Origin of the sequence: Kocuria marina (assembly GCF_000786655.1) — a bacterium.
Lineage (GTDB): Bacteria > Actinomycetota > Actinomycetes > Actinomycetales > Micrococcaceae > Kocuria > Kocuria marina_A.
Map to the genome: position 1 here is coordinate 107753 of NZ_JROM01000007.1, position 24417 is coordinate 132169.

23 protein-coding genes, 3 tRNA genes and 1 pseudogene are annotated in these 24417 nt (G+C 70.3%); 14 read left to right on the plus strand and 13 right to left on the minus strand.

Annotated elements, in window-relative coordinates; translation table 11 throughout:
- Positions 1–75: 75 nt before the first annotated feature.
- Positions 76–684, minus strand: a complete 609-nt coding sequence (locus AS25_RS01165) for a hypothetical protein (RefSeq protein ID WP_035959995.1) — start codon at positions 682–684, stop codon at positions 76–78.
- Positions 685–865: 181 nt separating this feature from the next.
- On the opposite strand from AS25_RS01165, the gene AS25_RS01170 reads away from it, so the two are divergent.
- The 7 genes from AS25_RS01170 (at position 866) to asd (ending at position 6767) form a co-directional block, all read left to right on the plus strand.
- Positions 866–1555, plus strand: coding sequence for a winged helix-turn-helix transcriptional regulator (locus AS25_RS01170; protein WP_035960005.1), 690 nt, complete (start codon positions 866–868; stop codon positions 1553–1555).
- 32 nt (positions 1556–1587) lie between these two features.
- The gene (gene mshD / locus AS25_RS01175; protein WP_035960017.1) at positions 1588–2499 is read left to right on the plus strand and encodes a mycothiol synthase; all 912 of its coding nucleotides are present in this window, start codon (positions 1588–1590) and stop codon (positions 2497–2499) included.
- 75 nt (positions 2500–2574) lie between these two features.
- The gene (locus AS25_RS01180; protein ID WP_035960029.1) at positions 2575–3525 is read left to right on the plus strand and encodes an NUDIX hydrolase; all 951 of its coding nucleotides are present in this window, start codon (positions 2575–2577) and stop codon (positions 3523–3525) included.
- A gap of 138 nt (positions 3526–3663) precedes the next feature.
- On the plus strand, positions 3664–4482 hold the full coding sequence (locus AS25_RS01185) for a thymidylate synthase (protein WP_035960039.1): 819 nt from the start codon (positions 3664–3666) through the stop codon (positions 4480–4482).
- Complete coding sequence (locus tag AS25_RS01190) at positions 4479–5225, plus strand: dihydrofolate reductase (RefSeq protein WP_084117931.1); 747 nt, start codon at positions 4479–4481, stop codon at positions 5223–5225. Before AS25_RS01185 ends, AS25_RS01190 begins: the two co-directional genes overlap by 4 nt.
- Positions 5226–5258: 33 nt before the next feature.
- A complete protein-coding gene (locus AS25_RS01195; RefSeq protein WP_035960424.1) occupies positions 5259–5603 on the plus strand; it encodes a GNAT family N-acetyltransferase in 345 nt (114 codons plus the stop codon).
- A gap of 27 nt (positions 5604–5630) precedes the next feature.
- Positions 5631–6767, plus strand: coding sequence for an aspartate-semialdehyde dehydrogenase (gene asd, locus AS25_RS01200; RefSeq protein WP_052160600.1), 1137 nt, complete (start codon positions 5631–5633; stop codon positions 6765–6767).
- 84 nt (positions 6768–6851) lie between these two features.
- On the opposite strand, the gene AS25_RS01205 is transcribed toward asd, so the two are convergent.
- The 6 genes from AS25_RS01205 to AS25_RS01230 all read right to left on the minus strand — a co-directional run bounded on the left by AS25_RS01205 (position 6852) and on the right by AS25_RS01230 (position 10120).
- The gene (locus AS25_RS01205; protein WP_035960049.1) at positions 6852–7259 is read right to left on the minus strand and encodes a PGPGW domain-containing protein; all 408 of its coding nucleotides are present in this window, start codon (positions 7257–7259) and stop codon (positions 6852–6854) included.
- Positions 7260–7437: 178 nt separating this feature from the next.
- Positions 7438–8571 (minus strand): UDP-N-acetylmuramate dehydrogenase, encoded by a 1134-nt coding sequence (locus tag AS25_RS01210; RefSeq protein WP_035960057.1) that lies wholly within the window; start codon positions 8569–8571, stop codon positions 7438–7440.
- Positions 8572–8582: 11 nt separating this feature from the next.
- Positions 8583–9065 (minus strand): MaoC family dehydratase, encoded by a 483-nt coding sequence (locus AS25_RS01215; protein ID WP_035960065.1) that lies wholly within the window; start codon positions 9063–9065, stop codon positions 8583–8585.
- A complete protein-coding gene (locus AS25_RS01220; protein ID WP_035960072.1) occupies positions 9062–9511 on the minus strand; it encodes an FAS1-like dehydratase domain-containing protein in 450 nt (149 codons plus the stop codon). Before AS25_RS01220 ends, AS25_RS01215 begins: the two co-directional genes overlap by 4 nt.
- Before the next feature lie 410 nt (positions 9512–9921).
- Positions 9922–9995, minus strand: a tRNA-Met gene (locus tag AS25_RS01225).
- Between the two features lie 53 nt (positions 9996–10048).
- Positions 10049–10120, minus strand: a tRNA-Thr gene (locus AS25_RS01230).
- Positions 10121–10268: 148 nt separating this feature from the next.
- Here AS25_RS01230 and AS25_RS14840 point away from each other — a divergent pair.
- The 3 genes and pseudogenes from AS25_RS14840 to AS25_RS01240 all read left to right on the plus strand — a co-directional run bounded on the left by AS25_RS14840 (position 10269) and on the right by AS25_RS01240 (position 12134).
- Entirely contained in the window at positions 10269–10481 is a 213-nt protein-coding gene (locus tag AS25_RS14840; protein ID WP_052160601.1) for a hypothetical protein, read from the plus strand.
- Positions 10385–11398: pseudogene (locus tag AS25_RS13695) on the plus strand (FAD-dependent monooxygenase). The gene AS25_RS14840 and the pseudogene AS25_RS13695 overlap by 97 nt, the downstream one beginning before the upstream one ends.
- 94 nt (positions 11399–11492) lie before the next feature.
- Entirely contained in the window at positions 11493–12134 is a 642-nt protein-coding gene (locus AS25_RS01240; RefSeq protein ID WP_156960857.1) for an MBL fold metallo-hydrolase, read from the plus strand.
- Between the two features lie 241 nt (positions 12135–12375).
- Here AS25_RS01240 and AS25_RS01245 read toward each other — a convergent pair whose 3' ends face one another.
- Complete coding sequence (locus tag AS25_RS01245) at positions 12376–14556, minus strand: DEAD/DEAH box helicase (protein WP_052160612.1); 2181 nt, start codon at positions 14554–14556, stop codon at positions 12376–12378.
- A gap of 243 nt (positions 14557–14799) precedes the next feature.
- On the minus strand, positions 14800–16548 hold the full coding sequence (locus AS25_RS01250; RefSeq protein ID WP_035960078.1) for a DUF2079 domain-containing protein: 1749 nt from the start codon (positions 16546–16548) through the stop codon (positions 14800–14802).
- 103 nt (positions 16549–16651) lie between these two features.
- Between AS25_RS01250 and AS25_RS01255 the strand changes: the two genes are divergently transcribed.
- The gene (locus AS25_RS01255) at positions 16652–17650 is read left to right on the plus strand and encodes a DNA-3-methyladenine glycosylase family protein (RefSeq protein ID WP_052160604.1); all 999 of its coding nucleotides are present in this window, start codon (positions 16652–16654) and stop codon (positions 17648–17650) included.
- 191 nt (positions 17651–17841) lie between these two features.
- Positions 17842–18555, plus strand: coding sequence for a VIT1/CCC1 transporter family protein (locus AS25_RS01260; RefSeq protein WP_035960085.1), 714 nt, complete (start codon positions 17842–17844; stop codon positions 18553–18555).
- Positions 18556–18789: 234 nt separating this feature from the next.
- Here the strand turns inward: AS25_RS01260 and AS25_RS01265 are convergent, their stop codons facing one another.
- Complete coding sequence (locus AS25_RS01265; RefSeq protein WP_035960463.1) at positions 18790–19188, minus strand: thioredoxin family protein; 399 nt, start codon at positions 19186–19188, stop codon at positions 18790–18792.
- A gap of 115 nt (positions 19189–19303) precedes the next feature.
- Between AS25_RS01265 and AS25_RS01270 the strand changes: the two genes are divergently transcribed.
- Positions 19304–19972, plus strand: a complete 669-nt coding sequence (locus tag AS25_RS01270; protein ID WP_035960094.1) for an LLM class flavin-dependent oxidoreductase — start codon at positions 19304–19306, stop codon at positions 19970–19972.
- A 322-nt stretch (positions 19973–20294) separates the two neighbouring features.
- On the opposite strand, the gene AS25_RS01275 is transcribed toward AS25_RS01270, so the two are convergent.
- A tRNA-Tyr gene (locus AS25_RS01275) sits at positions 20295–20376 on the minus strand.
- Positions 20377–20644: 268 nt separating this feature from the next.
- On the opposite strand from AS25_RS01275, the gene AS25_RS01280 reads away from it, so the two are divergent.
- Complete coding sequence (locus AS25_RS01280) at positions 20645–21136, plus strand: YajQ family cyclic di-GMP-binding protein (RefSeq protein WP_035960096.1); 492 nt, start codon at positions 20645–20647, stop codon at positions 21134–21136.
- 227 nt (positions 21137–21363) lie between these two features.
- Here AS25_RS01280 and htpX read toward each other — a convergent pair whose 3' ends face one another.
- Positions 21364–22263: a zinc metalloprotease HtpX gene (htpX, locus tag AS25_RS01285; protein ID WP_035960103.1), complete on the minus strand. Its 900-nt coding sequence runs from the start codon at positions 22261–22263 to the stop codon at positions 21364–21366.
- Positions 22264–24195, minus strand: a complete 1932-nt coding sequence (locus AS25_RS15430; RefSeq protein ID WP_052160605.1) for a sigma-70 family RNA polymerase sigma factor — start codon at positions 24193–24195, stop codon at positions 22264–22266. It abuts the gene before it with no gap.
- Positions 24196–24417: the final 222 nt, after the last annotated feature.

Below are 24417 nucleotides of genomic sequence, written 5' to 3' on the forward strand. Positions count from 1 at the left end.
AAGGAGATTCCGAGGATGCACAGGCCCGCGAGGCCGAGCAGGACGAGGTAGAAGATTTCGAGAGCAAGCATGGCTTCACGCTACCACGGCGGCCAGTAGCTGGGTCGCGAAAACGGCCACCATACCGAACAGTGCCACGGGTGTGACACCGAGCGTGATCATGCCCCTGCGGCGCAGGTTCTCGGGGGCCGCGGAGATCACGCGGGCACCGGCGACCACCAGGATGATGGTCAGCGGGGCGCCCACGCCCGCGACGGTGAGCCACCTGCTCAGTCCCTGGTCGTGGGCCACGCGGGAGAACGCAATCCACCCCGAGGCGGCAACCGCGGCCAGGACCCCCGTCGCGGAGGCCAGCGCGGATTCCAGACGGTACTTGGCACCCTCCCCCCGCACGAGTTCGGCCACGCACACGGCCATGAAGGACACACCGATGATCGCGGGCAACCACACGAGGCGCTGGGACGGGACGAGTTGTACGAGCAGGCACGCGAGGGTGCCGGCCACCGCGATGAGCACGTTGTGCCGGCGCCGCGCCTGGATCCCCGCGGCGGCGGGCCACCCCACACCGATCGTCACGGCCATGGCCACGGACACGAGCAGCGGCGCCCACGAGCCGATCACGCCCGCCGTGAGCGCGAGGACGAGCGCCACCACGGCGGCGACGATGATGCGCGCGTACTTCATGGCGGGGTTCCTTCGGGGCCGAGGGCGGGCGGTGTGGTGCGTACCCGTTTCAGCGTAACCGGCGCGGGCCTCGCGGCGGGTCACGTGTACCCCCGCACGTCCACGGGGCCCGCCTATACTGGCCCGGTCATCGGCCGTGCCCGCGCGGGAGCGGTCACCTCGCGTCCGAGCGGATCCCACAGTGACCCACATCGCCCTGCTCAGCACCGCATCCCCCGCCGTGGAGTCCGCGCTGCCCGCGCTCGAGCTGCTGCCGCACCGGGTGCGGGTGCACGCCCCGGACGAGAGCAGTGCACTGACCGGGTCCGCGCGCCCGGACGTGGTGATCGTGGACGGCACCCGCAACCTCGTGACGGCGCGCAACACGGCCGTCTCCCTGTCCGGGCTCGAACGCCCGCTGCCCGTGCTCGTGACGGTGACCGAAGGCGGGATGGCGGCCGTGGCGCCGTCATGGTGCGTGAGCGACGTCCTGCTGCACACCGCGGGACCCGCCGAGATCGAGGCGCGGTTGCGCCTCGCGCTCGCCGACGCCGGGACGAACGCGCTCGAGAACGACGACGCCGTGATCCGCGCCGGGGCCGTGGTGATCGACGAGAACTCCTACACCGTGAAACTGGGCGGGCGGGCCCTGAACCTCACGTTCAAGGAATTCGAGCTGTTGAAGTTCCTGGCCCAGCACGCGGGCAGAGTGTTCACGCGCCACCAGTTGCTCTCCGAGGTGTGGGGCTACGACTACTACGGCGGGACGCGCACGGTGGACGTCCACATCCGTCGGCTGCGAGCCAAACTGGGTGCGGATCACGAGCACCTGATCACCACGGTGCGTAACGTGGGGTACAGCTACACCGCGGGCAGGGACCAGACGCCCTGATCGCGCGCCATAACCCACCGAGGAGGCATCCCATGTCCGTGACCGTGACCGCCCACGACGACATCCCGTTCCCCGACGATCTCGTGGCGCTCGCCGAGCGCGCCCACGCCGCGGACGGCGAACCGCCGTTCTCCGACCAGACCCTCGTGGACGTGCGCTCCGGCCGTGCGGGGGTCACGTGCGTCGCGGCCACCGACGGCGAGCGCCTCGTGGGTGCCGCGGTGGTCGTGCCGCAGCCGGATCGCGCGTCCACGTACACGGTGGAGCTCGTGGTGGACCCCGAGCACCGCAACCGGGGTGTGGCCACGGCGATCGCGGGGCAGCTGCGCGCTCAGCTGGACGGCACCGTGGAGGCCTGGGCCCACGGCAACCACGTGGCCGCGCAACGCCTCGCCGAGCTCCACGGCCTCGAGGCCGTGCGGGACCTCTACCAGCTCAAGCGCGCCGTGGCCGGCGCCGAGGACGTCCCCCTGCCCGTGGACCTACCGGAACATCTCGAGATCCGGGCGTTCGAGGTGGGCCGGGACGAGCAGTCGTGGTTGCGGGTCAACGCCGCGGCGTTCGCCGAGCACCCCGAGCAGGGCCGCATGACGCTCGCCGATCTGCAGGAACGCGAGAACGAGTCGTGGTTCGATCCGCGGGGTTTCCTGCTCGCGGTCGCGACCGAGAACCCGGACGACGTCGCGGGCTTCCACTGGACCAAGGTGCACCCTGCCTCGGGGGACGCCGCGGCCATCGGTGAGGTCTACGCCGTGGGGATCGCCCCGGACCAGCAGGGTCACGGACTCGGCCGCGCCCTGACCGCGGCGGGCATCAACCACCTGGCCGAACAGGGGCTGGACGAGGTCATGCTGTACGTGGACGCGGACAACCCCGCGGCCGTGGCGCTGTACGAGTCCCTGGGCTTCGAGCGCTGGCACGTGGACGTCATGTACCGCGGCTGACGACGGCTACGATCGTTACCGAACCCCGCCCGCGCCGCGCGGTCGGGTCGAGCGTCCGACGACGGAGAGCAGGTCATGGCGAAGAACACGACCCTGAGCAAGTACGACATCCTCGCCGCCGGCTGTGTGTGCTGGCGGGTGGTGGACGGCGAACTCCAGGTGTTGGTCATCCACCGCCCCCGCTACGACGACTGGTCCTGGCCCAAGGGCAAGCAGGACGACGGCGAGACGCTGCCGGAGACGGCCGTGCGCGAGCTGCGCGAGGAGACGGGGTTGCACATCACCCTGGGGGTCCACCTCGCGGACACCGAGTACACCGTCCGCGGTCATGACAAGCTCGTGCGCTACTGGGCCGCGGAGGTCTCCCCGTTCGCCCACACGTCCCCGGAGGACGACGAGGTGGACCGGATGAGCTGGTTGCCCGTGGCCCGGGCCCGCTCGATCCTGACCAACGAGGACGACGCCGCTCCCCTGGACGAACTCGCCCGCCTGTACGCGCGGGCCTCCCTGGCCACGCGCCCCGTGATCGTGATCCGCCACGCCAAGGCCAAGCCGCGCTCCTCGTGGCAGCGCGCCGAGGGGGACCGCCCCCTCGCCGCCACGGGCAAGCGCCAGGCACTCGCCGTGACCCGGTTGCTCGCCGCGTGGCAACCGCAGCGCGTGGTGACGTCCCCGTGGTTGCGCTGCATGTCCACCGTGGTGCCCTACGCCAAGAAGTACGGGATCAAGGTCAAGGAGCGCTCGCAACTGACCGAGGCCGCGCACAAGCGCCACCCCAAGCGCGCGGCCCAGGTCACCGAGCAGCTCTTCGACACCGAGCGTCCCGTGGTGCTGTGCACCCACCGCCCCGTGCTGCCCACCGTGTTGAAGGTGCTCGCCAAGCACCTGCCGCCCGCGCTCGCGGGCCAACTGCCGGACGCGGACCCGTACCTGAGCCCCGGTCAGATGATCGTGCTGCACATGCCCCGGGCCTCGCAGAGCGCCCGCGCCGTGGGCTTCGAGATCATTTCCCCGTTCGACGACTGACACCACCCCGACCGCCGGCCCCCCCGGCCCACGTTCATGCCCACGCCGACGCCGCTGTCCCCACCCGGGCGCGCCCCGACCGTTCGTGAGGTGCGCGCCGCGCGGAGGCCGCCGCAGCGGCGTCGTGAGAGGAGACCCATGCCCATCCCCACTCCCTACGAGGACCTCCTGCGGGACGTGCTCGAGAACGGGACCCCCAAGACGGACCGCACCGGCACGGGGACCCTGTCCGTGTTCGGGCGCCAGATCCGCTACGACCTCACGGACTCGTTCCCCCTGCTGACCACCAAGCGCGTGCACTTCAAGTCCGTGGCGCTCGAGCTGCTGTGGTTCCTGACCGGTTCGTCCAACGTGCGCTGGCTGCAGGAACGCGGCGTGAGCATCTGGGACGAGTGGGCGGACGAGAACGGCGAACTCGGTCCGGTCTACGGCGTGCAGTGGCGCAGCTGGCCCGCGGGCCACGGCGAGAGCATCGACCAGATCGCGCGCGTGGTGGACTCCATCCGCGAGCACCCGGACTCGCGCCGGCACATGGTCACCGCGTGGAACCCCGCGGAAGTGGACCGGATGGCGCTACCGCCGTGCCACGCGCTGTTCCAGTTCTACGTGCAACCACGCGAGGACGGTCCGGACGCCCTGAGCTGCCAGCTGTACCAGCGTTCGGCGGACCTGTTCCTGGGCGTGCCGTTCAACATCGCGTCCTACGCACTGCTCACCGTGATGGTCGCGCAGCAGTGCGATCTGGTCCCGGGTGAGTTCGTGTGGACCGGGGGTGACTGCCACATCTACTCCAACCATTTGGAGCAGGTGCGCACCCAGCTCGCGCGTGAGCCCTACCCGTACCCCCGGTTGCAGTTGCGCCGGCACCCGGAGTCGATCTTCGACTACGAGTTCGAGGACTTCGAGGTGCTCGACTACCAGCACCACCCCGGTATCAAGGCCCCGGTGGCGGTATGAACGGGGACGTCGTGAACGGGCAAGGCTCGGACGCACTCGCCACGATCGTGGCTCCCGCAAAGGGTGAGCGGCGCGCGGACGGCGGGAGCGACGTCGTCGTGGGCGGGATCTGGGCGCAGTCCCCGGACGGCGTGATCGGGGCGGACGGCAGCATCCCGTGGCACGTGCCCGAGGACCTGAAGTTCTTCTCGCGCACCACCGTGGGGCACCCGGTGATCATGGGCCGGCGCACGTGGGAGTCCTTCCCGGAGCGTTTCCGGCCCCTGCCGGGGCGGCCCAACATCGTGATCACCTCGCGTCCGGATTCCGTGCCCGCGGACGGTTCGCGGGTGTGGGCCGTGGACTCGTACGACGCCGCCGTGGCCCTCGCGCTGCGCCTGCTGCCCCCGACCTCCGGCGCCGACGACGCCGCGCGCACCGAGGCCTCGGCGCCCACCGGTGCCGCCTCCTCGGACGGGCCATCCCTCGTGCCGGGGACCGCGCGCGAGATCTGGGTGATCGGCGGCCCGGGCGTGTGGCGCGAGGCCGCCGCGTACGCCCCGCTGCCCCTGACCCGGGCGCTCGTGACCACCATCGAGTTGGACGTCACCGGCGACACCCACGCCCCGCAGCTCGACGACGAGTGGGCGCGGCGCGAGGTCGCGGACTGGGCCGAGTCCGCCAAGGGGGTCCGTTACCGGATCGACGAGTACACGCACGGTGCCGCGACCGGGACCGCGACCAGGGGCGATGGGATAGCGTGATGGGACACACAGCCCGAGTTGGAGGTCACCGCCGTGACGACTGAACCCACCCCGCAGATCAACGACAGCCCGGACCTGAAGGTGGTCCCCAACCACGACGCCTCACGTTACGAATTGTGGGACGGGGAGCAGTACATCGGGTTCCTGGGCGTGGAGGTGCTCGAGGACGGCACCGTGGACCTGCAGCACACGATCATCTCGGAGGCCTTCGGCCGCCGCGGATACGCGCGGACACTGGTCACGCGCGTGCTGGACGACTACCGGCAACGCGGCCTCAAGGTCCGGGACACGTGCAGTTACATCCAGGACTACATGCGTCGCTTCCCGTTCTACCGGGAGCTGCTGGCCACCACCCCGGACCCGCGGACTCGGGGCTGAACACGGTGCGTCGCTAGACTGGGGCGCATGACTTCACAACCCGCCGCCGTAGGTTTCATCGGATGGCGCGGCATGGTGGGCTCCGTGCTCATGGACCGCCTGCGCGCCGAGAACGACTTCGCCCAGCTCGATCCCGTGTTCTTCTCCACCTCCAATGCGGGGGGTGCGGCCCCCTCGGTCGGGGGCGCCGGGGATCCCGGTGTGCTGCAGGACGCCCACGACCTCGAGGCGCTCTCCAAGTTGCCCATCCTGGTCACGACCCAGGGTGGGGACTACACCAAGGCCGTGCACGGTGAGCTGCGCAAGAACGGCTGGGACGGCATCTGGATCGACGCCGCCTCCACGCTGCGCATGAACGACGACGCCGTGATCGTGCTGGACCCCGTCAACCGGGACGTCATCGACGCCGCCCTGAACCGCGGCGTCAAGGACTTCGTGGGAGGCAACTGCACCGTCTCGTGCATGCTCATGGGGCTGGGCGGGCTGTTCCGTAACGAGCTCGTGGAATGGGCCACGTCCATGACGTACCAGGCCGCTTCCGGCGGCGGTGCGCGCCACATGCGCGAGGTCATCCAGCAGTTCGGGGACATCCACGCGAGCGTCGCCGACCCGTTGGCGGATCCCGCCTCCGCAATCCTGGAGATCGACCGCGCCGTGCTCGCCAAGCAGCGCGGCGGTGAGCTGGACACCACCCAGTTCGGGGTCCCGCTGTCCGGGTCCCTGATCCCCTGGATCGACGCCGATCTGGGTAACGGCCAGTCCCGCGAGGAGTGGAAGGCCGAGGCGGAGACCAACAAGATCCTGGGCCGCTCCGGGGACCGGACCATCCCGGTGGACGGGTTGTGCGTGCGGATCGCCGCGATGCGTTCCCACTCCCAGGCGCTGACCGTCAAGCTGCGCGAGGAGGTCCCCGTCGCGGAGATCGAGCGGCTGCTGGACGCGGACAACGAGTGGGCCACCGTGGTGCCCAACACCAAGGAGGACTCCATGCGGGACCTCACGCCGGTGGCCGCCTCCGGGTCCCTGCAGATCCCGGTGGGTCGCATCCGCACCATGTCCATGGGACCGCAGTACATCTCCGCGTTCACCGTGGGCGACCAGTTGCTGTGGGGCGCGGCGGAGCCCGTGCGGCGCATGCTCAAGATCGCCACGGGAACCCTCTGATCAACGGGTCCTGATCCGGGCGTATCCGTGCGCGCGTTGTGATCCGCGCGCGCCGATCCGCGCGTTCTGCGGGGCTCCCAGGACCTAACGGGGATCGTCAGGGGTCGTGGCACGCATGTGCCGCGGCCCCTGCACCAATGTGGGGGGTTTGTCCCGGGCGCGCCGGTAGCGCCACTGCGCCATGACGTTGGCCCACCACCGCCACGCTCGCAGCGCGAGCCGCTTGATCCGCTGGTTCAGCCGGTGGGCCCATTCGAACTCGGTGCTCCAGATCCCCAGCCCCAGGAAGATCGCGAGCCACCCGGGCCCGGGCGTCACGAGCATCACGATCCCCGCGAGCACGAACACCCCGCCGAGCACGATGACGGTGGCCTTGTGCAGGACCCTCAGCACGGGGTGCCGCTCGGACCACGCGCGCAGCCGCAGCACCGCCCGGTGCACCCGGCCCCCGCGTTCGCCGCGCTCGATCTCCTCGTGCAGCTCTGAACTCATGCGCGTGTCCCGCTCGTGCGGTGCGACGCGCCGATGCAACCTGCCCCGCGTGTCCCGCTCGTGGGGGGCGCGCTGCCGGCCCGGCTCAGTTCGCGCGTCCCGCACATGCGGTGCGCCGTGCCGACGCCGCTCGCCCCGATCATCACGACCGTTCCATTCGTCCCATGGGTCGCGCTCGTCAGAGCGAGAGGCCGATCAGCACGGGCTCGGGGGCCAGTCGCACGCCGAAGACTTGTTCCACGCCGCGCTGCACCGTGCTCGCGACGGCGGCGACGTCCTCCCCGGACGCGGTGCCCCGGTTCGTCATGGCCAGCGTGTGCTTGCCGGACAGCGCCGCCCGCCCACCGGCGACCTCCCCGCCGTCCAGGTCCAACAGCTCGTTGCGGGTGCCCGGCAGACCGAATCCCTTGCCGAAACCCGCGTGGTCGATCAACCACGCCGCGGAGAACTTCACTGCTCCCGGAACCTCCTGTCCCGTGGCGTCCAGGACCGGGTAACGGGGGGCGTCCGCGGGGATCCGATCCGTGAGTTCGTCCTCCGGGACCACCGGATTGGTGAAGAAGGACCCCGTGCTGAACGTGTCCCGGTCCTCGGGGTCCAGGACCATGCCCTTGCCCGCCCGCAGTCGCAGCACGGTGTCCCGGACGGTCGCGAGCGGTGCGCTTTGGCCCGTCTCGACCCCGAGAGCGGCGGCCAGCTGGGCGTAGCGCACGGGCATCGACTGCTCCTGCCTGCGCAGGCGGAACGTCACGGACAGCACCACGTAGCGCGGTGAACCGTGAGTCATGCTGCGTTTGAGCAGGGAGTCACGGTAGGAAAATTCCAGGTCCGCGAAACCGAACGTGAGCTCCTTCCGGGCTTCCCGGTCCCACACCCGCACCCGCACGATGCACTGGGAGACCTCCGCGCCGTACGCGCCCACGTTCTGCACGGGCGTGGCACCCGTGGTGCCCGGGATCCCGGCCAGGGTCTCCAGACCGGCCAGCCCGCGCTGCACCGTCTCCCGAACGGTGTCCTCCCATGGCTCTCCCGCGGCGACGTCCACGAGCGCAGTGTCCGAGTCGCCGTCGGCCGAGCCGTCCTCGTCCGTAACCGTGATCCCGCGCGTGACCACGTGCACCACGGTTCCCGCGAACGGCTGATCGGACGCGAGGATGTTGGAGCCGCCGCCCACGATCAGCACCCGCTCACCGGCGTCGTCCGCGCGGGAGACCGCGTCGATGAGGTCCGCCTCGGTGGTCGCCTCCACGACCTTCTCGGCGGGGCCCCCCACGGCCGTGGTCGTGAGCTGGGACAGACGTGGTGCGTTCATGAGGCACCACTCTAGTGCGGGAACTTCACAACCGCCTGAGCCTTGACGAGCACCTTGAGTTCCTTGGCCGTGGCCGGATCCGTGTCCGGTTCGGAGAGGTCCGGGGCGGTCACGGTGAGGTCCACGCGCACCGTGCGCGCCTCGGGATCCACGACTCCGATCACCCCGCTCGCGGTCAGCGCGGTGCTCGGGACCACGCGGTCCTCGAACGCATTGGGCACCACCACGGGCTTGCTGAACCGGGTCTGGTAGTCCACCACGGCGCCGGGGTCACCGGCCCACTCGGTCACCAGGGCCACGGCCGCACCCATCGTGAACATCCCGTGGGCGATGACGTTGGGCAGGCCCACGCCCTGCGCGAAGTCCTGGTTCCAGTGGATCGGGTTGAAGTCCCCGGACGCGCCGGCATAACGCACCAGGTCAGCGCGCGAGACCTCCACGCGGCGCTCCCCGATGGACTGGCCCTTCTCGAGCTCGTCGAACGTGATGTTCACTGGTCCTCCCCGCGTACCAACAACGACGACACGGTGGTCGCCACCTTCTCCCCCGCCACCGTGGTGATCTCCACGCGGGAGGTCACCATGGCGCCGGATCCCAGGGGACGCACGTTGTCCACGGTGACCGCGGCGGTCAGCTCGTCCCCGGCGACCACGGGGCGGTGATGCGTGAACCGCTGGTCCGCGTGTACTACGCGCGAGAAGTCGATCCCGGCCTCGGGATCGTTGACCAGGGCGGCGTCGGCCCGCTGGGACACAATGATCGCGAAGGTGGGCGGGGCCACGAGGTCCGCGTACCCGGCAGCGCGCGCCGCGGCGACGTCGTGGTGGGCGGCATCCGTGGCGTGGACGGCGCTCGCGAACTCGCGGATCTTCTCGCGGCCCACGAGGTACGGGGGGATGGACGGGTAGGTCCTGCCCACCACGTCGGCGGATATGGCCATGACTCTCCTCGATCGCTGGGAAGAATTTCTCCCAGAGTACTGGGCGAGCGGGCCCGCACGAACTACCGGGGCCGTGCACGCGCTCGTCCAGCCGCGCCCTTCTCAGTGGGTCGCTGTGCCAGCATTGATCCGCTACCCGATATGGTGCCTCGCCCCTCCGACGTCCGATTGTGCCCGCCCGCCCCGGAGTGCGGCGCCCTGTTCCTCGAGTGGAACAGGGCCAAACGGCCGCGAGATGAATCGGGCTCCTCCGCGAGTCGACCTGACGGACGGGTGGCTCAGCAATCGGCGAGGAGGTCGCCCGTTCCCGGACTGCTCAGGAGCGGGTGGTGCGGGACCGGCTGTCCCGGACCAATTCTGCCCGGGGACGACGAAGGCGCCGCTCCCCGGGGGGAACGGCGCCTGAACGGTAGCGGTGGACGGGCTCGATCCGTCGACCTCACGATTATGAGTCGTGCGCTCTAACCAGCTGAGCTACACCGCCACATCATGGATGAAACCCACGGTTCACAAGGAGCCGCAGGTTCTCATCATGAGAGCCCCGACCGGGAATCGATCCCGGGACCTCCATCTTACCAAGATGGCGCTCTACCACTGAGCTATCGGGGCAACGCGGAATACTCTAACAGGAGATGAGCGGGTCGCAAAAACGAGCACCTCACCCCACAAGCCGCGCCGATTCACCCGCCACGGTGTGCTCCTTGATGAGCCAGCGGGCCTCGGGGGCGTCCTCCCGACCGACCGCTCCCACGAGCTCATGGTCAGCAACGTGTGGGCCAGGTCCTTCGCGGGCACCGAGATCGCGCGCCGCAAGGCGTGGGGCGGGCGCGACGACCTGCGGGTCGAGTGCGACACCGCGAGCTCCACGTCCATGTGCAACATCGGCCAGCACGATCTGGAACCCATCCTGCGGCCGCCGGCGAGCGGCACGGGGCGAGCATCCGGTTCGGCACCGAACTGCTCGAACTGACCCAGGACGACGCCGGTGCCACGGCCGTGATCCGCGACCGCGCCAGCGGCGAGGCCGCCACGGTGCGGGCCACGTACGTGATCGGCGCGGACGGCGGGCGTTCTTTCGTGGGCCAGCAGGCCGGGATAGGGATGGAGGGAGAGACCGGTCTGGGGTACGCCCTGAACGTGTGATTCGAGGCGGATCTCACCAAGTACCGCGAGCACCGCCCGGGGACACTGTTCTTCTCCGTGCAGCCGGGACGCGATGTCTGGCTCGACTCCGGGACGTTCATCACCGTGCATGCGTGGGACGAGTGGGTGCTGATCGTGATGTACGACCCGGCGGTGGAGCAGATCGATCTCGGTGAGGACGCCATGATGGAGCGCGTCCGCAAGAACATCGGGGACGACTCGGTGGAGATCAGGGTCAAGAACATCAGCCAGTGGCGGATCCACCATAGGCTCGCGGAGACCTACCGCAAGGGTCGGGCCGCGCTCGAGGACGGGCCGATGCTGGCGTTCGTGCACGATCACGAGTTCGTCCACCAGCCCCTGGGGCACCCCGGAGCCGTGGTGCCCCGCGTGTGGTTGAAACAGGACGGCCGCCGGGTCTCCACGATCGATCTGGTGGGCCGCGGGCGGGTTCACCCTGCTGACCGGGATCGGCGGGGCGCCGTGGCGCGAGGCCGCTCGCGTCGTCGGCGAGGAACTGGGTCTGCAGATCGCTGTCCACGGCATCGGTGCGGGACAGGACCTCGCGGATCCCACCGCCGAACTGCGTGCCGCGCTGCACAGCATCCTGGGCACCCCCGCAAGGGATGCACCCGACGCGCAGAACGCCCCAGCCCGGGGCGAACTGCTCACGGAAGGAGCCTGATCATGGCCCTGGGACTGTTGGTCCTGCGCCCGGCCCTGGGGCTGTTGCTCTTCGGCTGATGCACGAGAACCACCACTGCAGCATCACCGAGGCGGAGCTCGCGCACCGCGTCACGAGTGACCCCGAGAAGTGGGGACCAAGGCGGGCCCGCCCATGGCTGGGGACCGCGCCGGGATCTCGTCCGCACCGATCGTGGACGGGCACACGTACCTGGTCGATTGCGGACGCGCCTGCGTGACCCAGTTCCACAAGGCGGGGCTGAGCTTCGCGTCCCTGCGGGGGATCTTCCTGACCCACCTGCATGCCGATCACGTGGCCGACTACTTCAACTACTTCATGATGGCGTCCACGACGGGCCGAAAGAACGGGGACGTTATTCCCGGCCAGCTCGCGGTGTACGGTCCCGGGCCCGCGGGCGGTCTGCCGGAACCGTTCGGGGGTCGGCCGGTGGGGATCGTGAGCCCGGAGGAACCCACACCGGGCACCAAGTCCATGACCGCGCACCTGCTGCGGGTGTTCGCCTACACGAACAACATCTTCATGCGGGACGAGGACTTCCGGGACTACGACTCGCTCGTGGCCGTCAACGAGATCATGCCCCCGCACTCCGCCCACGTGATGGTTGAGGACATGGGACCCGTGGCGCAGGCCTCCCATGTGGACCACCTGGCGCTCTCGCACATCGAGAGCACGGGCGGCACCATCGATCCCGTGGAGTGGCACCGGCTGGCCAGCGGCGGCTACGACGGCGCGGTGACCGTGGGGCAGGACCTGCAGATCATCACGGTGGCCTGAGCCGCACGCGTCAGCCCACCTCACACCTCACGGGAACATGAGAAGCAGAAAAGGGCCGTGGCCGGGACGATCGTCCCGGCCACGGCCCTTTGTGCTGTCACTCACCGGCCACGCCCATGACCGACCACGTCAGCGACCATCCCGGCTGAGCCGGTCCTGCTCAGTCGGCCGGCTCAGTGGCTCGCAGCGAACCGGCGAATCCGCGAGTCAGCGGCTCACGGTGAGGCAGTGAACCGACGAATCAGCGACCCGAGTAGCCGCCGTTGTCCGGGCGGTTCTTCCGACGCGGCCGGTCCTGCTGGTAGGACCCGCCACGGGAACGGCCGCCGCCGCGATCGTCGCGGTAACCGCCACGATCCTCGCGGTACCCACCGCGATCCTGGTAGCCGCCCCGGTCCTCACGGTATCCCCCGCGGTCACCGCGGTAGCCCCCGCGGTCGTTGCTCGAGCCCCGATCCCCGCGGTACCCGCCCCGGTCGTTGCGGGGCCCACGGTCACGGTCACCGCCGCGGAAGGGCTTGCCCCCGCGCGCGCCACCGGGTCCGCGATCCTCCTGGATCCGGATGGGCGAACCGTTGATCTGGGTGTTGGCCAGCTTGTCGAGGGTTCCCGCGGGGAGGTTCTCGGGCAGGCCCACGAGCGTGAACGTGGGGCGGATGTCGATCGCACCGATCTGCGAACCGTTGAGACCGCCCTCGTGCGTGAGGGCACCCACCACGGCGCCGGGGACCACGCGGTCGCGGTGTCCCACGGCCAGCTTGTAGGTCTTCATCCCGGCCTCGTCCCCCGGGGAACGGCGGTTGCGGGGGCCATCGCCGTCGCGGCGGTCGCGGTCCCGCTTGCGCTGCGGCAGCTCGGGCAGGTCCTCCACGAGGAACGGGCGGCCGTTCTGGGCGATGACGGCGAGCGCAGCGGCGACCTCGACGGCGTCGACGTCGTGCTCGGACTCGTAGTGCTCCACGAGCTCACGGAACAGCGAGAGGTCTTCGGAGTCGATGGTCTCCTCGATCTGCTGCGCGAAGTTCTCCTTGCGGGTCTGGTTGACCTCGTCCGTGGAGGGCACGCGCATCTGTTCGACGGGCTGGCGGGTGGCCTTCTCGATCGCGCGCAGCAGGTACTTCTCACGCGGCGTCATGAAGAGGATGGCCTCGCCCTTGCGCCCCGCGCGACCGGTGCGGCCGATGCGGTGCACGTAGGACTCGGTGTCGTGGGGGATGTCGTAGTTGACCACCAGGGAGATCCGCTCGACGTCCAGACCGCGCGCGGCCACATCGGTGGCCACGAGGATGTCGATCTTGCCGTCACGCAGCGAGTCCACGGTGCGCTCGCGCAGGTTCTGCGGGATGTCACCGTTGATCGCGGCCGCGGTGTACCCGCGGGCCTTGAGCTTGTCCGCGATCTCCTCGGTGGCGGCCTTGGTGCGCACGAAGACGATGACGCCGTCGTAGTCCTCGACCTCGAGCACGCGGGTCATGGCGTCCAGCTTGTGCGGGCCCATGACCTGCATGTACCGCTGCCGGGTGTTGCTGCCCGTGGTGGTCTTGGCCTTGACCGTGATCTCCTGGGGGTCACGCAGGTACTGCTGCGCGATCCGGCGGATGGCCTTGGGCATCGTGGCGGAGAACAGGGCCACCTGCTTCTCCGTGGGGGTCTGCGCCAGGATCTTCTCGACGTCCTCGGAGAAGCCCATGCGCAGCATCTCGTCCGCCTCGTCCAGCACCACGTACGCGATGTCGTCCAGGTTGAGCGAGCCCTTGGCCAGGTGGTCGATCACGCGGCCCGGGGTTCCCACGACCACCTGCGCGCCGCGCTTGAGGCCCGCGAGCTGCGGACCGTACGACGAGCCGCCGTACACGGGCAGCACGGTGAAGTCGTCCAGGTGGGTCGCGTAGGAGCCGAAGGCCTCGGCGACCTGCAGCGCGAGTTCGCGGGTCGGCGCGAGCACCAGCACGCGCGTGCTGCGCTGCGGGCCGTGCAGGTCGGACAGCTCCGCGAGCTTGGACAGCGCGGGCACCGCGAACGCGGCGGTCTTGCCCGTACCGGTCTGCGCGAGTCCGACGACGTCGCGGCCGCTCAGCAGCGCGGGGATCGTCGCGGCCTGGATCGGCGAGGGGTACTCGTAGCCCACCTCGTCCAGCGCCGCCAGCACGCGCGCGTCCACGCCCAGTTCGGCGAACGTGGGCGGGTTCGGTTCGGACTTCTCGGCGTCGGCGGCCTTCTTCGGCCCGGCCTCGGCGGGCGCCCCGGCAGAGTCGTTCTCGGCGGCCTGGGCGGAGTTGGCGGCGTCGCCGTCCCGGGCGGGCTGCTCGGCCTCGGAAGGCGTGTCGGCGGACTCGGTCGCGGCGGGTTCGGTCGCCTCGCCGCTCTCGGTGCGCTGCGCGTCGTCGACGACGACGTCGTGGTTGTCGGGGGCGTCGGTCACGGCGGGAGCGGCGTCGCCCTCGAGGATTTCGAGCTCGGGGGTCTCGTTCTGGGGATTTTCGTTCTGGGACAGGGGATCAGTGGACACGGAAGAACCTCGCTTCGGTGGAATGGAGTGATTGTCACCGGTGCGCGCGGTACTACCGCTGAAGTCCTGAACCGACATGCCCGCTACGGCGAAACGGTTACGACAGACAAGAAACCGGGATGATAAACCACTAGCCTACCGCACGGCCGGGCCATGTCAGGCCGATCTGCGGGCCACCACGATGTTCTCCTCGTCACTCACGACCGTGTAGTCCGCGCCGTACATGTCCCGCGCGTAGCCCGTGACGTCCGCCGGTGGCTCGCCGCTCCACGTCCCGCTGAGCCGGTCCACGACCACGTACTCGGGGGCGGGATCGTCCCCGTTGCCGATCCAGTGCACCCGGGTGGTGCTCACGAGCCCGTTCATGAGCGAGAGGTCCGTGGCCACGCTCGCCCCGTGCGGGATGCGCTCCACCGCGGCAGCCTTGGCGTCGTGACGCGGATCGGGTTGCCATGCCTCGGCGGTGGCCAGTTGCGCGAGCGGTTGCTGGGTGCCCACCGCGAGCGCGACGACCAACGCCGCCCACGGGGCCGCGCGCGCCATCGTGCGCAGCACCGCACCCTCGCCGGGGAGGAACGGTGAGCGGTCACGGGTGAGGCGTCCGTTCGAGGCCCCGCTCCCGGCATGATCCCCCGCGGTTCGTGGGCGCGCCGGGCCGTCTCGGACGACGACGTCGCTCCCCGCCTTCCGCGCGCGATCCGCATCGTCGCGGAGCCGATCGATGGCATCCACGAGCGCCACGAAGACCACGGGCATCAACACCGCGCTGTAGTGCCACCCCGGCCCCCAGTAGCCGTGGTTGGGGGACAGCATGCGCCACGCGAGCGTGGGCAGCGCCACCAGCGCGATGGGTGAGCGCACCGCCACCACGGCGCCGATCAGCAGCAGGAGCAGCCACGTGACGAGCTTCTCGACCGGGACCACCTGCAACACGACCACGGAGGCGGGATCGCACAGTAGGAGTGCCACGTCGATCTTGTCCGAGTACGCGAACTCCCCCGCGGGGTTGAGCGCCGGCAGGATCACCCCCACCGCGAGCGCGGAGGCCAGGACACCCCACACCATGAGTGCTGCGCCCCACCGCGCGGCCGGATCCCGCAGCACCGCTCTCGCGGGATCCGCCGATGTCTGTCCGGCGCCGCGATCCTCACCGTGGCGGGCATCCGCGGTGACACGATCTTCGGCGCCGTGCATGTGCGCGGCACTGCGCCCCGCGCCGCGGTGGGTGTAGGCGCGGAACTCGGCCCAGCGGCGTCGTACCGCACGGCTCCACCCGCGCGCGAACGGGACCAGCGCGTGGCCGAGCATGAGCGCCCCGATCGTGGCGACCGTGACGCCCAGGTCCTCCTTGACGAGGGCCACGGGCGCGCTCCACAAGGCGGCCGCGCGCCACCGCCGTTCCCGCAGTGCGCACAAACCGAGGGCGAGCAGCGGCACCGCGAGCGCGATCTCGTGGAACTGCACCGCGACCGCGTTCTGCAGTCCGAAGCTCAATGCGTACGCCACGCCGATCGCGACGGCCGGGGCGGGGCGCAGGACACGCAGCGCACACCGCGTGACGACGGCCGCGGAGATCCCGAACAGCACGTCCTGCAGGATCATGGGGGTGAGTGCGGACGGGAACACGGCGTAGATCGGTGCCAGGACGATCAGCAGCGGGTGGAAGTGGTCCCCCAGCAGGTTGAACCCGTGGCCCTTGATGTCCACGATCGGTGCGTGCCCGGAGGCGTACGCGGAGAGCAGTTGCGTGAAGATCGCGTTGTCCCACGAGGGGACGTCCCAGCGGGTCCACTGGCTCCAGGAGAACGCGCAGTACACCGCGGTCGTGAACGCTCCCACGAGGACGGGCAGCAACCATGCGGGACGGGTCCGCCCGGGGTCGGCCGATGCGGGGGAACGGGCCACGGTCCTCCCTCCGGGGTGCCTGCGCCGGGCGGCGGGGTTGTCGGACCCAGTATGCCAGCCGGGTGCGCGCGAGGGTGTCGGAGACCCGTGGCATCATCTGCGCATGACCACCACGGTGCGGGCAGCGCGAATCATCGGTTCGGGGGACTTCCCCGCCCGGTTGCGCTGGACGCCACCCGGGCCCCTGCACCTGGGTCAGACCCTGCGGGTGCTCGGGCGCGGTGCGGACGATCCCACGGTGCGTATCCTGAACGAGGACTGCGTGTGGATCACCACGCGCTCGAGCGGGTTGCCGGTGAGCGCGCGGTTCTCCCGCCCACCTCGCGTCGCGGGTGAGAACCCCCTGGACCGGGACGTCGTCGTGGACGCGTGGGGTCCGGGCGCGCAGCAGTGGTTGCCGTCGGCGCCCCGGTGGGTGGGCCACGGCGACTCGTGGGAGGAGTTCGAGTCCTCAGCGGGTTTCGCGCAGTTGCCGCACCGGCTCGTCCGGGCGCGCCACGATCACCCGGGGATGCGCTTGCCAGCCACGGGCACCGTCCTGGACCGCGCCGTCGTCTCCATCCTGGAACAGCGCGTCACGGCGATCGAGGCCGTGCGCGCGTACCGGGCGTTGCTGCGCTGGATCGGTGAGGAGGCGCCCGGGCCCGCTCCGCGCGGGATGCGGGTACCGCCCACGGCCGAGCAGTGGCGCAGGGTGCCGTCCTGGCAGTGGCACCGGGCGGGCGTGGACCCCGCCCGTTCCGCGACGGTCATGCGCGCGGTGCAGCGGGCGTCGGCCCTGGAGCGCCTGGGCCGGGAGCCGGATCCGGCGCGGGTGCGGGCCGCGGTGCAATCGATCAGCGGGATCGGTGTGTGGACGGCCGCGGAGATCACCCAGTGCACCCACGCGGACCCGGACGGCGTGAGCGTGCGGGACTTCCACCTGGCCGACTACGTGTGCTGGTTCTTCGACGGCGCCCCCGGATCGGACGAGCGCATGCTCGAACTGCTCGAACCGTGGCGGGGTCACCGCCAGCGGGTCGTGCGGCTCATCAAGGCCAGTGGGCACCGCAAACCCGCGTTCGGGCCCCGTCTCACACCCCAGGATCATCGCCACCACTGAGGGTCACGGGCGGGCCTGCCCCTGCATCGGCGCCGTCGCGGCGAGCGCTGGGCCCCCAGAGCGGCGTCGTCCCACTGAGCGGGCGGCGCATGATGTCGCGTGCCGCGCGTGTTGCTCCCCGCGGCCCCGGCCCGATTGAGGTTTGGCTTGCCTGCCTGGCGGGGTTTTCGTTTGCGACGCAAACTATTCGCATGGCACAGCACACCGCGGTGGAACCGCACGCGACCAGGTCCGGGGAGAAACTGAACAAGCTGCGCGCCGGGGTCCTGGGCGCGAACGACGGCATCGTGTCCGTGGCCGCGACCGTGGTCGGCGTGGCCGGGGCCACCGCAGCCACGACCCCCGTGCTCGTGGCCGGTTCGGCCGCCGTGATCGGCGGCGCGCTGTCCATGGCGCTCGGCGAGTACGTGTCCGTGTCGAGCCAGAAGGACTCGCAGGAAGCCCTCATCGAGAAGGAGAAGTGGGAGCTGCAGGCCATGCCGGAGGCCGAGCTCGACGAACTCACGCAGATCTACCGGGACCGCGGGTTGAGCGAGACCACGGCTCGGCAGGTCGCTGTGGAGCTGTCCGAGAAGGACGTGTTGCGTGCCCACCTGGATGCCGAACTCGGGATCGACCCGGATGACATTCCCAGCCCGTGGGGTGCCGCGATCTCCTCCGCGGTGGCGTTCCTGCTGGGTTCATTGTTGCCGCTGCTGGCCATCCTGCTCCCGCCCGCCCCATGGCGGATCCCCGTCACGTTCGTGGCCGTGCTCGTGGCGCTCGCGCTCACAGGGACGCTCGGTGCCCGGTTGGGTGACACCCCGCACGTGGCCCGCGCCGCGACCCGTGTAGTGACGGGCGGTGCGCTGGCTCTGGGTGCGACCTTCCTCATCGGTTCCCTGCTGGGGGTCTCCGCCGCGTGACGGACCGCCGTGACCCACCGTGGTGTCCGACAGCCGTGACGGATGGCCGCAGCGGACGGCCGTGGCGGGCGGCGGCCCGAATCTTGCCGAGCATGCAGTGAGGGCGGCTCCTTCGGGAGCCGCCCTCACTGTCGTTCGGCGCATGGACACCGACCCGTGCGTTCCTCGAAACGCAGGGGTGTCGGACCCACTACGATTTCACGAGCCGGACCCGGCCCGTGGAACCGTGCGGGATCAGTTCTGCTGATCCCCCGCGGCGCCGTTCTCCGCCTCGGCGGCCTGCTTCTCGACCTCCGCGCGGACCTCGTTCATGTCCAGGTTCCTGACGGCGTCGATGACCTGCTCGAGCGAGGACGCGGGAAGCGCACCGGGCTGCGAGAACACCAGGATGCCCTCGCGGAACGCCATGAGCGTGGGAATCGAGGAGATCTGGGCGGCGGCGGCCAGGCCCTGCTCGGCCTCGGTGTCCACCTTGCCGAATACGATCTCGGGGTTGTTCTCGGAGGCGGCCTCGTAGGTGGGTGCGAACTGCTTGCACGGTCCGCACCAGTCCGCCCACCAGTCCAGCAACACGATGTCGTTGTCAGAAATGGTCTGGCCCAGGGTGTCCTGGGTGATGTCTACAGTAGCCATGAAACCAGCGTAGGACTCCGTTCCGCCGGGCTCCAGAACGTTCACTGCGGGCACAAGGAACGCCCTGGGCGCCGCGCCGTCGGCATTCCCAGGAATCACCCGTGAGGAGCCACCCGTGACCTTCAGACTCGGTATCGCCACGGGGGGGGAACGCGCTCCCCACCCCGACACGGGTGAGCTTCCCAGTCCGCGGGAGGGGTTCCTGCAGCTCACCGAGTTGGCCCGCACCGCGGACCGGGTGGGTCTGGACATCGTGGCCGTCGGTGAGGGCCACGGGGCGGAGCACGTCAACCCGGATCCGTTGCAGCTGCGGGCCGCGGGGCACGGGATCGGCGTGATGCTCAACGTCATGGAGGGCCGCTGGGACCGGCTCGTGCCGTACGTCAAGGCGTACCGGGAGGCGCTGCGCGGCTTCGGGCAGACCACGCGCGGTGCGGTGGGCCTGCTGCTGCCGGGCCTCGTGGTGTCCGACGACGACGCCGCCCGCTCCCCCGACGCCCTCACCCTCGCCTATCCGCACTTCGCCGCCGGCACGAGGACCTTCGGAGCCGCAAGCGCCGACGATCCCGCGTGGACCCTGGATGAGTTCCACGAGCAGTGCGGGCCGGAGGGTGCGCTGCTCGTGGGCGGGGTGAGCGACGTCGTCATCAAACTGCGGGCCATGCGCGAGACGTTGGAGCTGGATCGGGTGCTCGTGCGCGTGGACGTGAACGGACTACCCCACGACGCGGCGCTGCGGACCGTGGAGCTGCTCGGTCGAGAGGTTCGCCCGGCGCTGCGCTGAGCCCACCCGCGCTGCTCGGAACTCCCGCACCTGCCACCCACATCGCGCCACCCGCCCCGCTGCCCACATCCATGTGCTCCGCCCCGCTGCTTTTACTGAGCCAAAGCAGAAAAGTGCGCCCGGATCTGCTTTTGCTCCACTAGAAATTCGAGGCGATCGGCACAAAGGGCGGGTGAGCGGCGGAACGGAGCAGGGCGCAGCAGGGCGCGGTAGAGCTTGGCAGGGAAGGCGCGACTGCAGCAGAGCCCTGGGACGAAAGAAGGGGCTCCCCGGATCATGTGATCCGGGGAGCCCCTTCGGGATGATCGCTCATCCCCGTGGGTGGCAGGTGAGGGATTCGAACCCCCGTAGGCAGTGCCAGCTGATTTACAGTCAGCCCCCTTTGGCCGCTCGGGTAACCTGCCGAGAACGCACAGAGCGCATTGCACCCCCGCCGTGCGGGAGCACCTCAACATTACACAGCACACCCCCCGTCCCCCAAATCAGCTCGGGCGCCCCCCACCATTCCTGAACGGTCGGGAGCGTGACATCAGTGCCCCCACGCGGGTGACTGCGAACTGCGCGGGGAGCCCGATCACCACCGATCCGCCCGGTTCCGGCACGAATGCGCTCATCGCGGGCAATTAGGCTGGTGGGTGACATCACGCACCCAACACACCCAGGAGGACAACCGTGGCTTCGGAATCATCATTCGACGTGGTCAGCAAGGTCGACAAGCAGGAAGTGTCCAACGCCCTGAACCAGGCCCAGAAGGAAGTGGCCCAGCGCTACGACTTCCGCGGGGTGGGCGCGGATATCGACTTCTCCGGCGAGAAGATCCTGATCAAGGCCAATTCGGAGGAGCGTGCCCAGGCCGTCCTGGACGTCTTCCAGTCCAAGCTGGTCAAGCGCGGGATCTCCCTGAAGTCCCTGGACGACGGTGAGCCCTACGCCTCCGGCAAGGAGTACCGCATCGAGTGCTCTATCAAGGAGGGCATCGCCCAGGACCAGGCCAAGAAGATCACCAAGCTCATCCGTGACGAGGGCCCCAAGGGTGTCAAGGCCACCATCCAGGGTGATGAACTGCGCGTCTCGTCCAAGTCCCGTGACGACCTACAGGACGTGATCGCGCTGCTCAAGGGATCGGACGTGGAGGTCGACCTGCAGTTCGTGAACTACCGCTGACGTGACCCGGCCCCGGCGCTGCGCCAGCACCGCGTCGGCCCCACGCCCGTCACACGCCGGTCGGCATCCGCAGACCAGGAAGCCGTGAGCCCCGAGCGGGGATCACGGCTTCTTCCGTACGGGGTTCGCCCCCCGGGCACGACGGCGGACACGCGGGCCGCAGTCGTGGGACAACGCGACGGGCCGGCACGCGACGCCCACCGCGACGTCGAAACCCGAACGCCGCGTCAGCGGCCGTAGAACCCGCCGTTGCGTGCCATGTTCTGCAGCCGCTGCACGCGGTCGTCGGTGGAGGGGTGGGTGCGGAACAGGCCGGAAACCGCACCGCCGCGGAACGGGTTGGCGATCATCAGGTGGGACGTGTTGACCACCTTCTGGTCCTCCGGGTTCATGGGCCGCTGGGACGCGCCGCCCTCGATCTTGCGCAGTGCCGAGGCGAGTGCAAGGGGGTCGCCGGTGAGCTTGGCGCCGTCCTCGTCGGCGTCGTACTCGCGCGTGCGGGAGATGGCCAGCTGGATCACGGTGGCCGCGACGGGTGCGAGGAACGCCATGAGCAACCCCACGAGCATGTTGCCACCGCGGTTGTCGTCACCGCGCCCGCCACCGAAGATGGCCGCGAACTGCAGCACCTGCGCGGCGGACGTGATGAGTCCCGCCACCGCGGCCGCCACGGACGAGGTCAGGATGTCCCTGTTGTACACGTGCATGAGTTCGTGGCCGAGCACCGCGCGCAGCTCGCGTTCGTCGAGCATCTGCAGGATCCCCTCGGTGCAGCACACCGCGGCGTTGTCCGGGTTGCGTCCGGTGGCGAACGCATTGGGGCTCATGGTGGGCGCGATGTACAGCCGCGGCATGGGCTGCTCCGCCCGGCGGGAGAGCTCCTCCACGATCCGGTACATGGCCGGTGCCTGTTGCGGGCTCACGGGCACCGCCCGCATGGACCGGATGGCGAGCTTGTCCGAGTTCCAGTAGCTGTATGCGGTACCGATCAGCCCGATCACCGCGAACAGGATGATGAAGAACGAGCTGCGCGTGGCCCCGGCGATGATCCAGCCGATCGCCAGCAATACCACCCACATACCGCCCAACAGCAGCACGGTCTTCAGTCCGTTGTAATGGCGGTGCATTCAGTGTTCTCCTGTGGGGTCTAGCGGGGCAAGAAAATGTTGAGGGATACCGACGGTACCAATGCGGACGGCGGCAACGGCGGCGCGGGCAGTGGGGGAAATGTGGGCAGCGGGGGGCAGCCCGTCGAGGCAGATGATCTCCCACCCTCCCAGTCCGAACGACACCTCGCAGCCGGGGTCCGTGGTCGTCGGGGGCGGTGGTGCCACCCCCGTCGAGGGGGACGGGACCGGTGTTTGCGTAGCGTCCGACGGCGCGGGGGAGGTTCCCTCGCCCGGGTCCGCGGGGTTCCCTCCCGGGTCCGCGTCACCCGGGAACGGGCTCGGCGACGGCGTGGGCGGGACGTCCGGATCGGTGCCGAGGTCGGGGGCAGAGGACGACGTCGCACCGCCCGCTCCGTTGCCCGGCGCACCCGGGTCCCCGGGCAGTGGCGCACCGCCCGGCCAGCGACCTTGCGAGTCACCCTGATTGCGGCCGGCCTGGCCGTCCGGGCCTTGTCCCTGGGGGACGTCCTCGCGGGCCTGCTCGGGGCGGGACGCGTCGGAATCGCCGAGGGCCACGGACCCTCCGCCGTCGGAACCGCCCGAGTCCCCCGGAGCCACGGACGCGGAATCTCCGCCATCGGCGGCACCGCCGTCCGAGTCCCGACCGGCGGAATCCCCATCGCGGGAATCACTGCCGTCCGCATCGTCGTCGCGACCGGCTGTGGGTGTCTCGGAAGAACCGCGGGCGCCGGACGCAGCGACGTCGCCGCCGGAAGAGTTCACATCCGGGGAGGCGGCGACGGCGGGCGCACCGCCCGAGGGATCGTCCGGCGAGTTGGACACGGCCACGATCCCCACGGCCGCGGCGGCCGCAACCAGGACGCCGACCGCGGCGATCGCCAGGCCCATACCGGACGATGCGAACGCAGCAATCCCCGTGGACTGCCCTGCGGCTGCAGCCCCGGACGAGGCGCCCGCGCCGGCCTCGGAGCCGCCGGCACCCGGACCCCCGGAGGTTGCGATGGCGTTCCCCGCCGCGCCGTCGAAAGCCGGGGTCCCCGCGACTCCCGGAGCCTGGGACGCGGCAGCCCCGAAGCCCGCCAGGGACGTGCCGGCGAGCGCGTCCACGAGCCGACCGCCCGCGCCGGCCCACAACGGAAGTCCGGCTAGGACGGGCAGGAGCCAACCGCGCATCCCGATCCCGAGGTCCTGGAGCTGCAGGTACTCGGCGGTGCAGCGGGGACACCGGTCCAGGTGTTCCTGCACGACCTTGGTGCGTGACGGGGTCAGGGAACCGCGCGCGAACGCACCGAGCTGTTGTGAGTACTCACCGCAGTCCTCGAGGGCCCGCGCCGAGACGTGTTCCTGCATGTAGGCGGTGCGCAGTCCCTCCCGTGCGCGTGTGCCCAGCGCGGAGACCGCGTTGGGTTGAATGCCCACAGCGGAGGCCACCTGACGCGGCTTGCGCCCCTCGATCTCGAGGTACCACAGCACTTCCTGCCAGCGCTCTGGCAGGGACGCGAACGCGCGGGCCACCACCACGGAGTCCACCTGGCGCACTACCGTGTCCTCGAACAGTTGCACACGGTCCAGCGGCCCGTCCGGCTGGGGGTCCACGGGACGCGTGCGGCTGAGTTCGTTGGCGCGGTCCGCAGCGAGCCGGGACACGGCCGTGACGAGATAGGCGCGCAGGAACTCCCGGGGGCCCTTGCCCTCCTTGAGCAGCGCGAACACGCGCGTGAACGCCTCGGAGACGAGGTCCTCCGCTTCCGGCTCGTTGCGGGAATGCATGCGGGCCACGGCCAGCGCCGCCCCGCGGTGCCGTTCGTAGAGCGTGGCGAAGGCATGCGAGTCACCCTCGCGGACCGCGCGTAACAGGTGTTCGTCGCTGATGCGTTGGCCGCCCTGGCCCGGGTGGTCCCCGGTGCCGGGAACTGCTCTGTGTGACATGGCGCTCTCTGCCCACTGGAAGTAACTCGGTACCTCCATTGTGACAGCCGCGGGCGCTGAGCGGCAGTCCGCGACCCCGCCCCTCCCCCCGCATTCCCGCTGTCACCGCGCCGGCCCGGTCATGGCCGGGGGCGGGACCGGCGCCCCCCGCGCCGGCCCGCCCCCGTCTCCTAGTGCCACCTCCCTCCCCCGCGCCGGACAGCCCGTCCGGCAAAGAGACGC

Bases quoted from the DNA above. Each gene is read 5' to 3' on its own strand.
- AS25_RS01165 (WP_035959995.1), bottom strand. From the start codon at position 684: ATGAAGTACGCGCGCATCATCGTCGCCGCCGTGGTGGCGCTCGTCCTC.
- mshD (WP_035960017.1), top strand. From the start codon at position 1,588: ATGTCCGTGACCGTGACCGCCCACGACGACATCCCGTTCCCCGACGAT.
- AS25_RS01180 (WP_035960029.1), top strand. From the start codon at position 2,575: ATGGCGAAGAACACGACCCTGAGCAAGTACGACATCCTCGCCGCCGGC.
- AS25_RS01185 (WP_035960039.1), top strand. From the start codon at position 3,664: ATGCCCATCCCCACTCCCTACGAGGACCTCCTGCGGGACGTGCTCGAG.
- AS25_RS01190 (WP_084117931.1), top strand. From the start codon at position 4,479: ATGAACGGGGACGTCGTGAACGGGCAAGGCTCGGACGCACTCGCCACG.
- asd (WP_052160600.1), top strand. From the start codon at position 5,631: ATGACTTCACAACCCGCCGCCGTAGGTTTCATCGGATGGCGCGGCATG.
- AS25_RS01205 (WP_035960049.1), bottom strand. From the start codon at position 7,259: ATGAGTTCAGAGCTGCACGAGGAGATCGAGCGCGGCGAACGCGGGGGC.
- AS25_RS01210 (WP_035960057.1), bottom strand. From the start codon at position 8,571: ATGAACGCACCACGTCTGTCCCAGCTCACGACCACGGCCGTGGGGGGC.
- AS25_RS01220 (WP_035960072.1), bottom strand. From the start codon at position 9,511: ATGGCCATATCCGCCGACGTGGTGGGCAGGACCTACCCGTCCATCCCC.
- AS25_RS14840 (WP_052160601.1), top strand. From the start codon at position 10,269: ATGGTCAGCAACGTGTGGGCCAGGTCCTTCGCGGGCACCGAGATCGCG.
- AS25_RS01240 (WP_156960857.1), top strand. From the start codon at position 11,493: ATGGCTGGGGACCGCGCCGGGATCTCGTCCGCACCGATCGTGGACGGG.
- AS25_RS01255 (WP_052160604.1), top strand. From the start codon at position 16,652: ATGACCACCACGGTGCGGGCAGCGCGAATCATCGGTTCGGGGGACTTC.
- AS25_RS01260 (WP_035960085.1), top strand. From the start codon at position 17,842: ATGGCACAGCACACCGCGGTGGAACCGCACGCGACCAGGTCCGGGGAG.
- AS25_RS01265 (WP_035960463.1), bottom strand. From the start codon at position 19,188: ATGGCTACTGTAGACATCACCCAGGACACCCTGGGCCAGACCATTTCT.
- htpX (WP_035960103.1), bottom strand. From the start codon at position 22,263: ATGCACCGCCATTACAACGGACTGAAGACCGTGCTGCTGTTGGGCGGT.
- AS25_RS15430 (WP_052160605.1), bottom strand. From the start codon at position 24,195: ATGTCACACAGAGCAGTTCCCGGCACCGGGGACCACCCGGGCCAGGGC.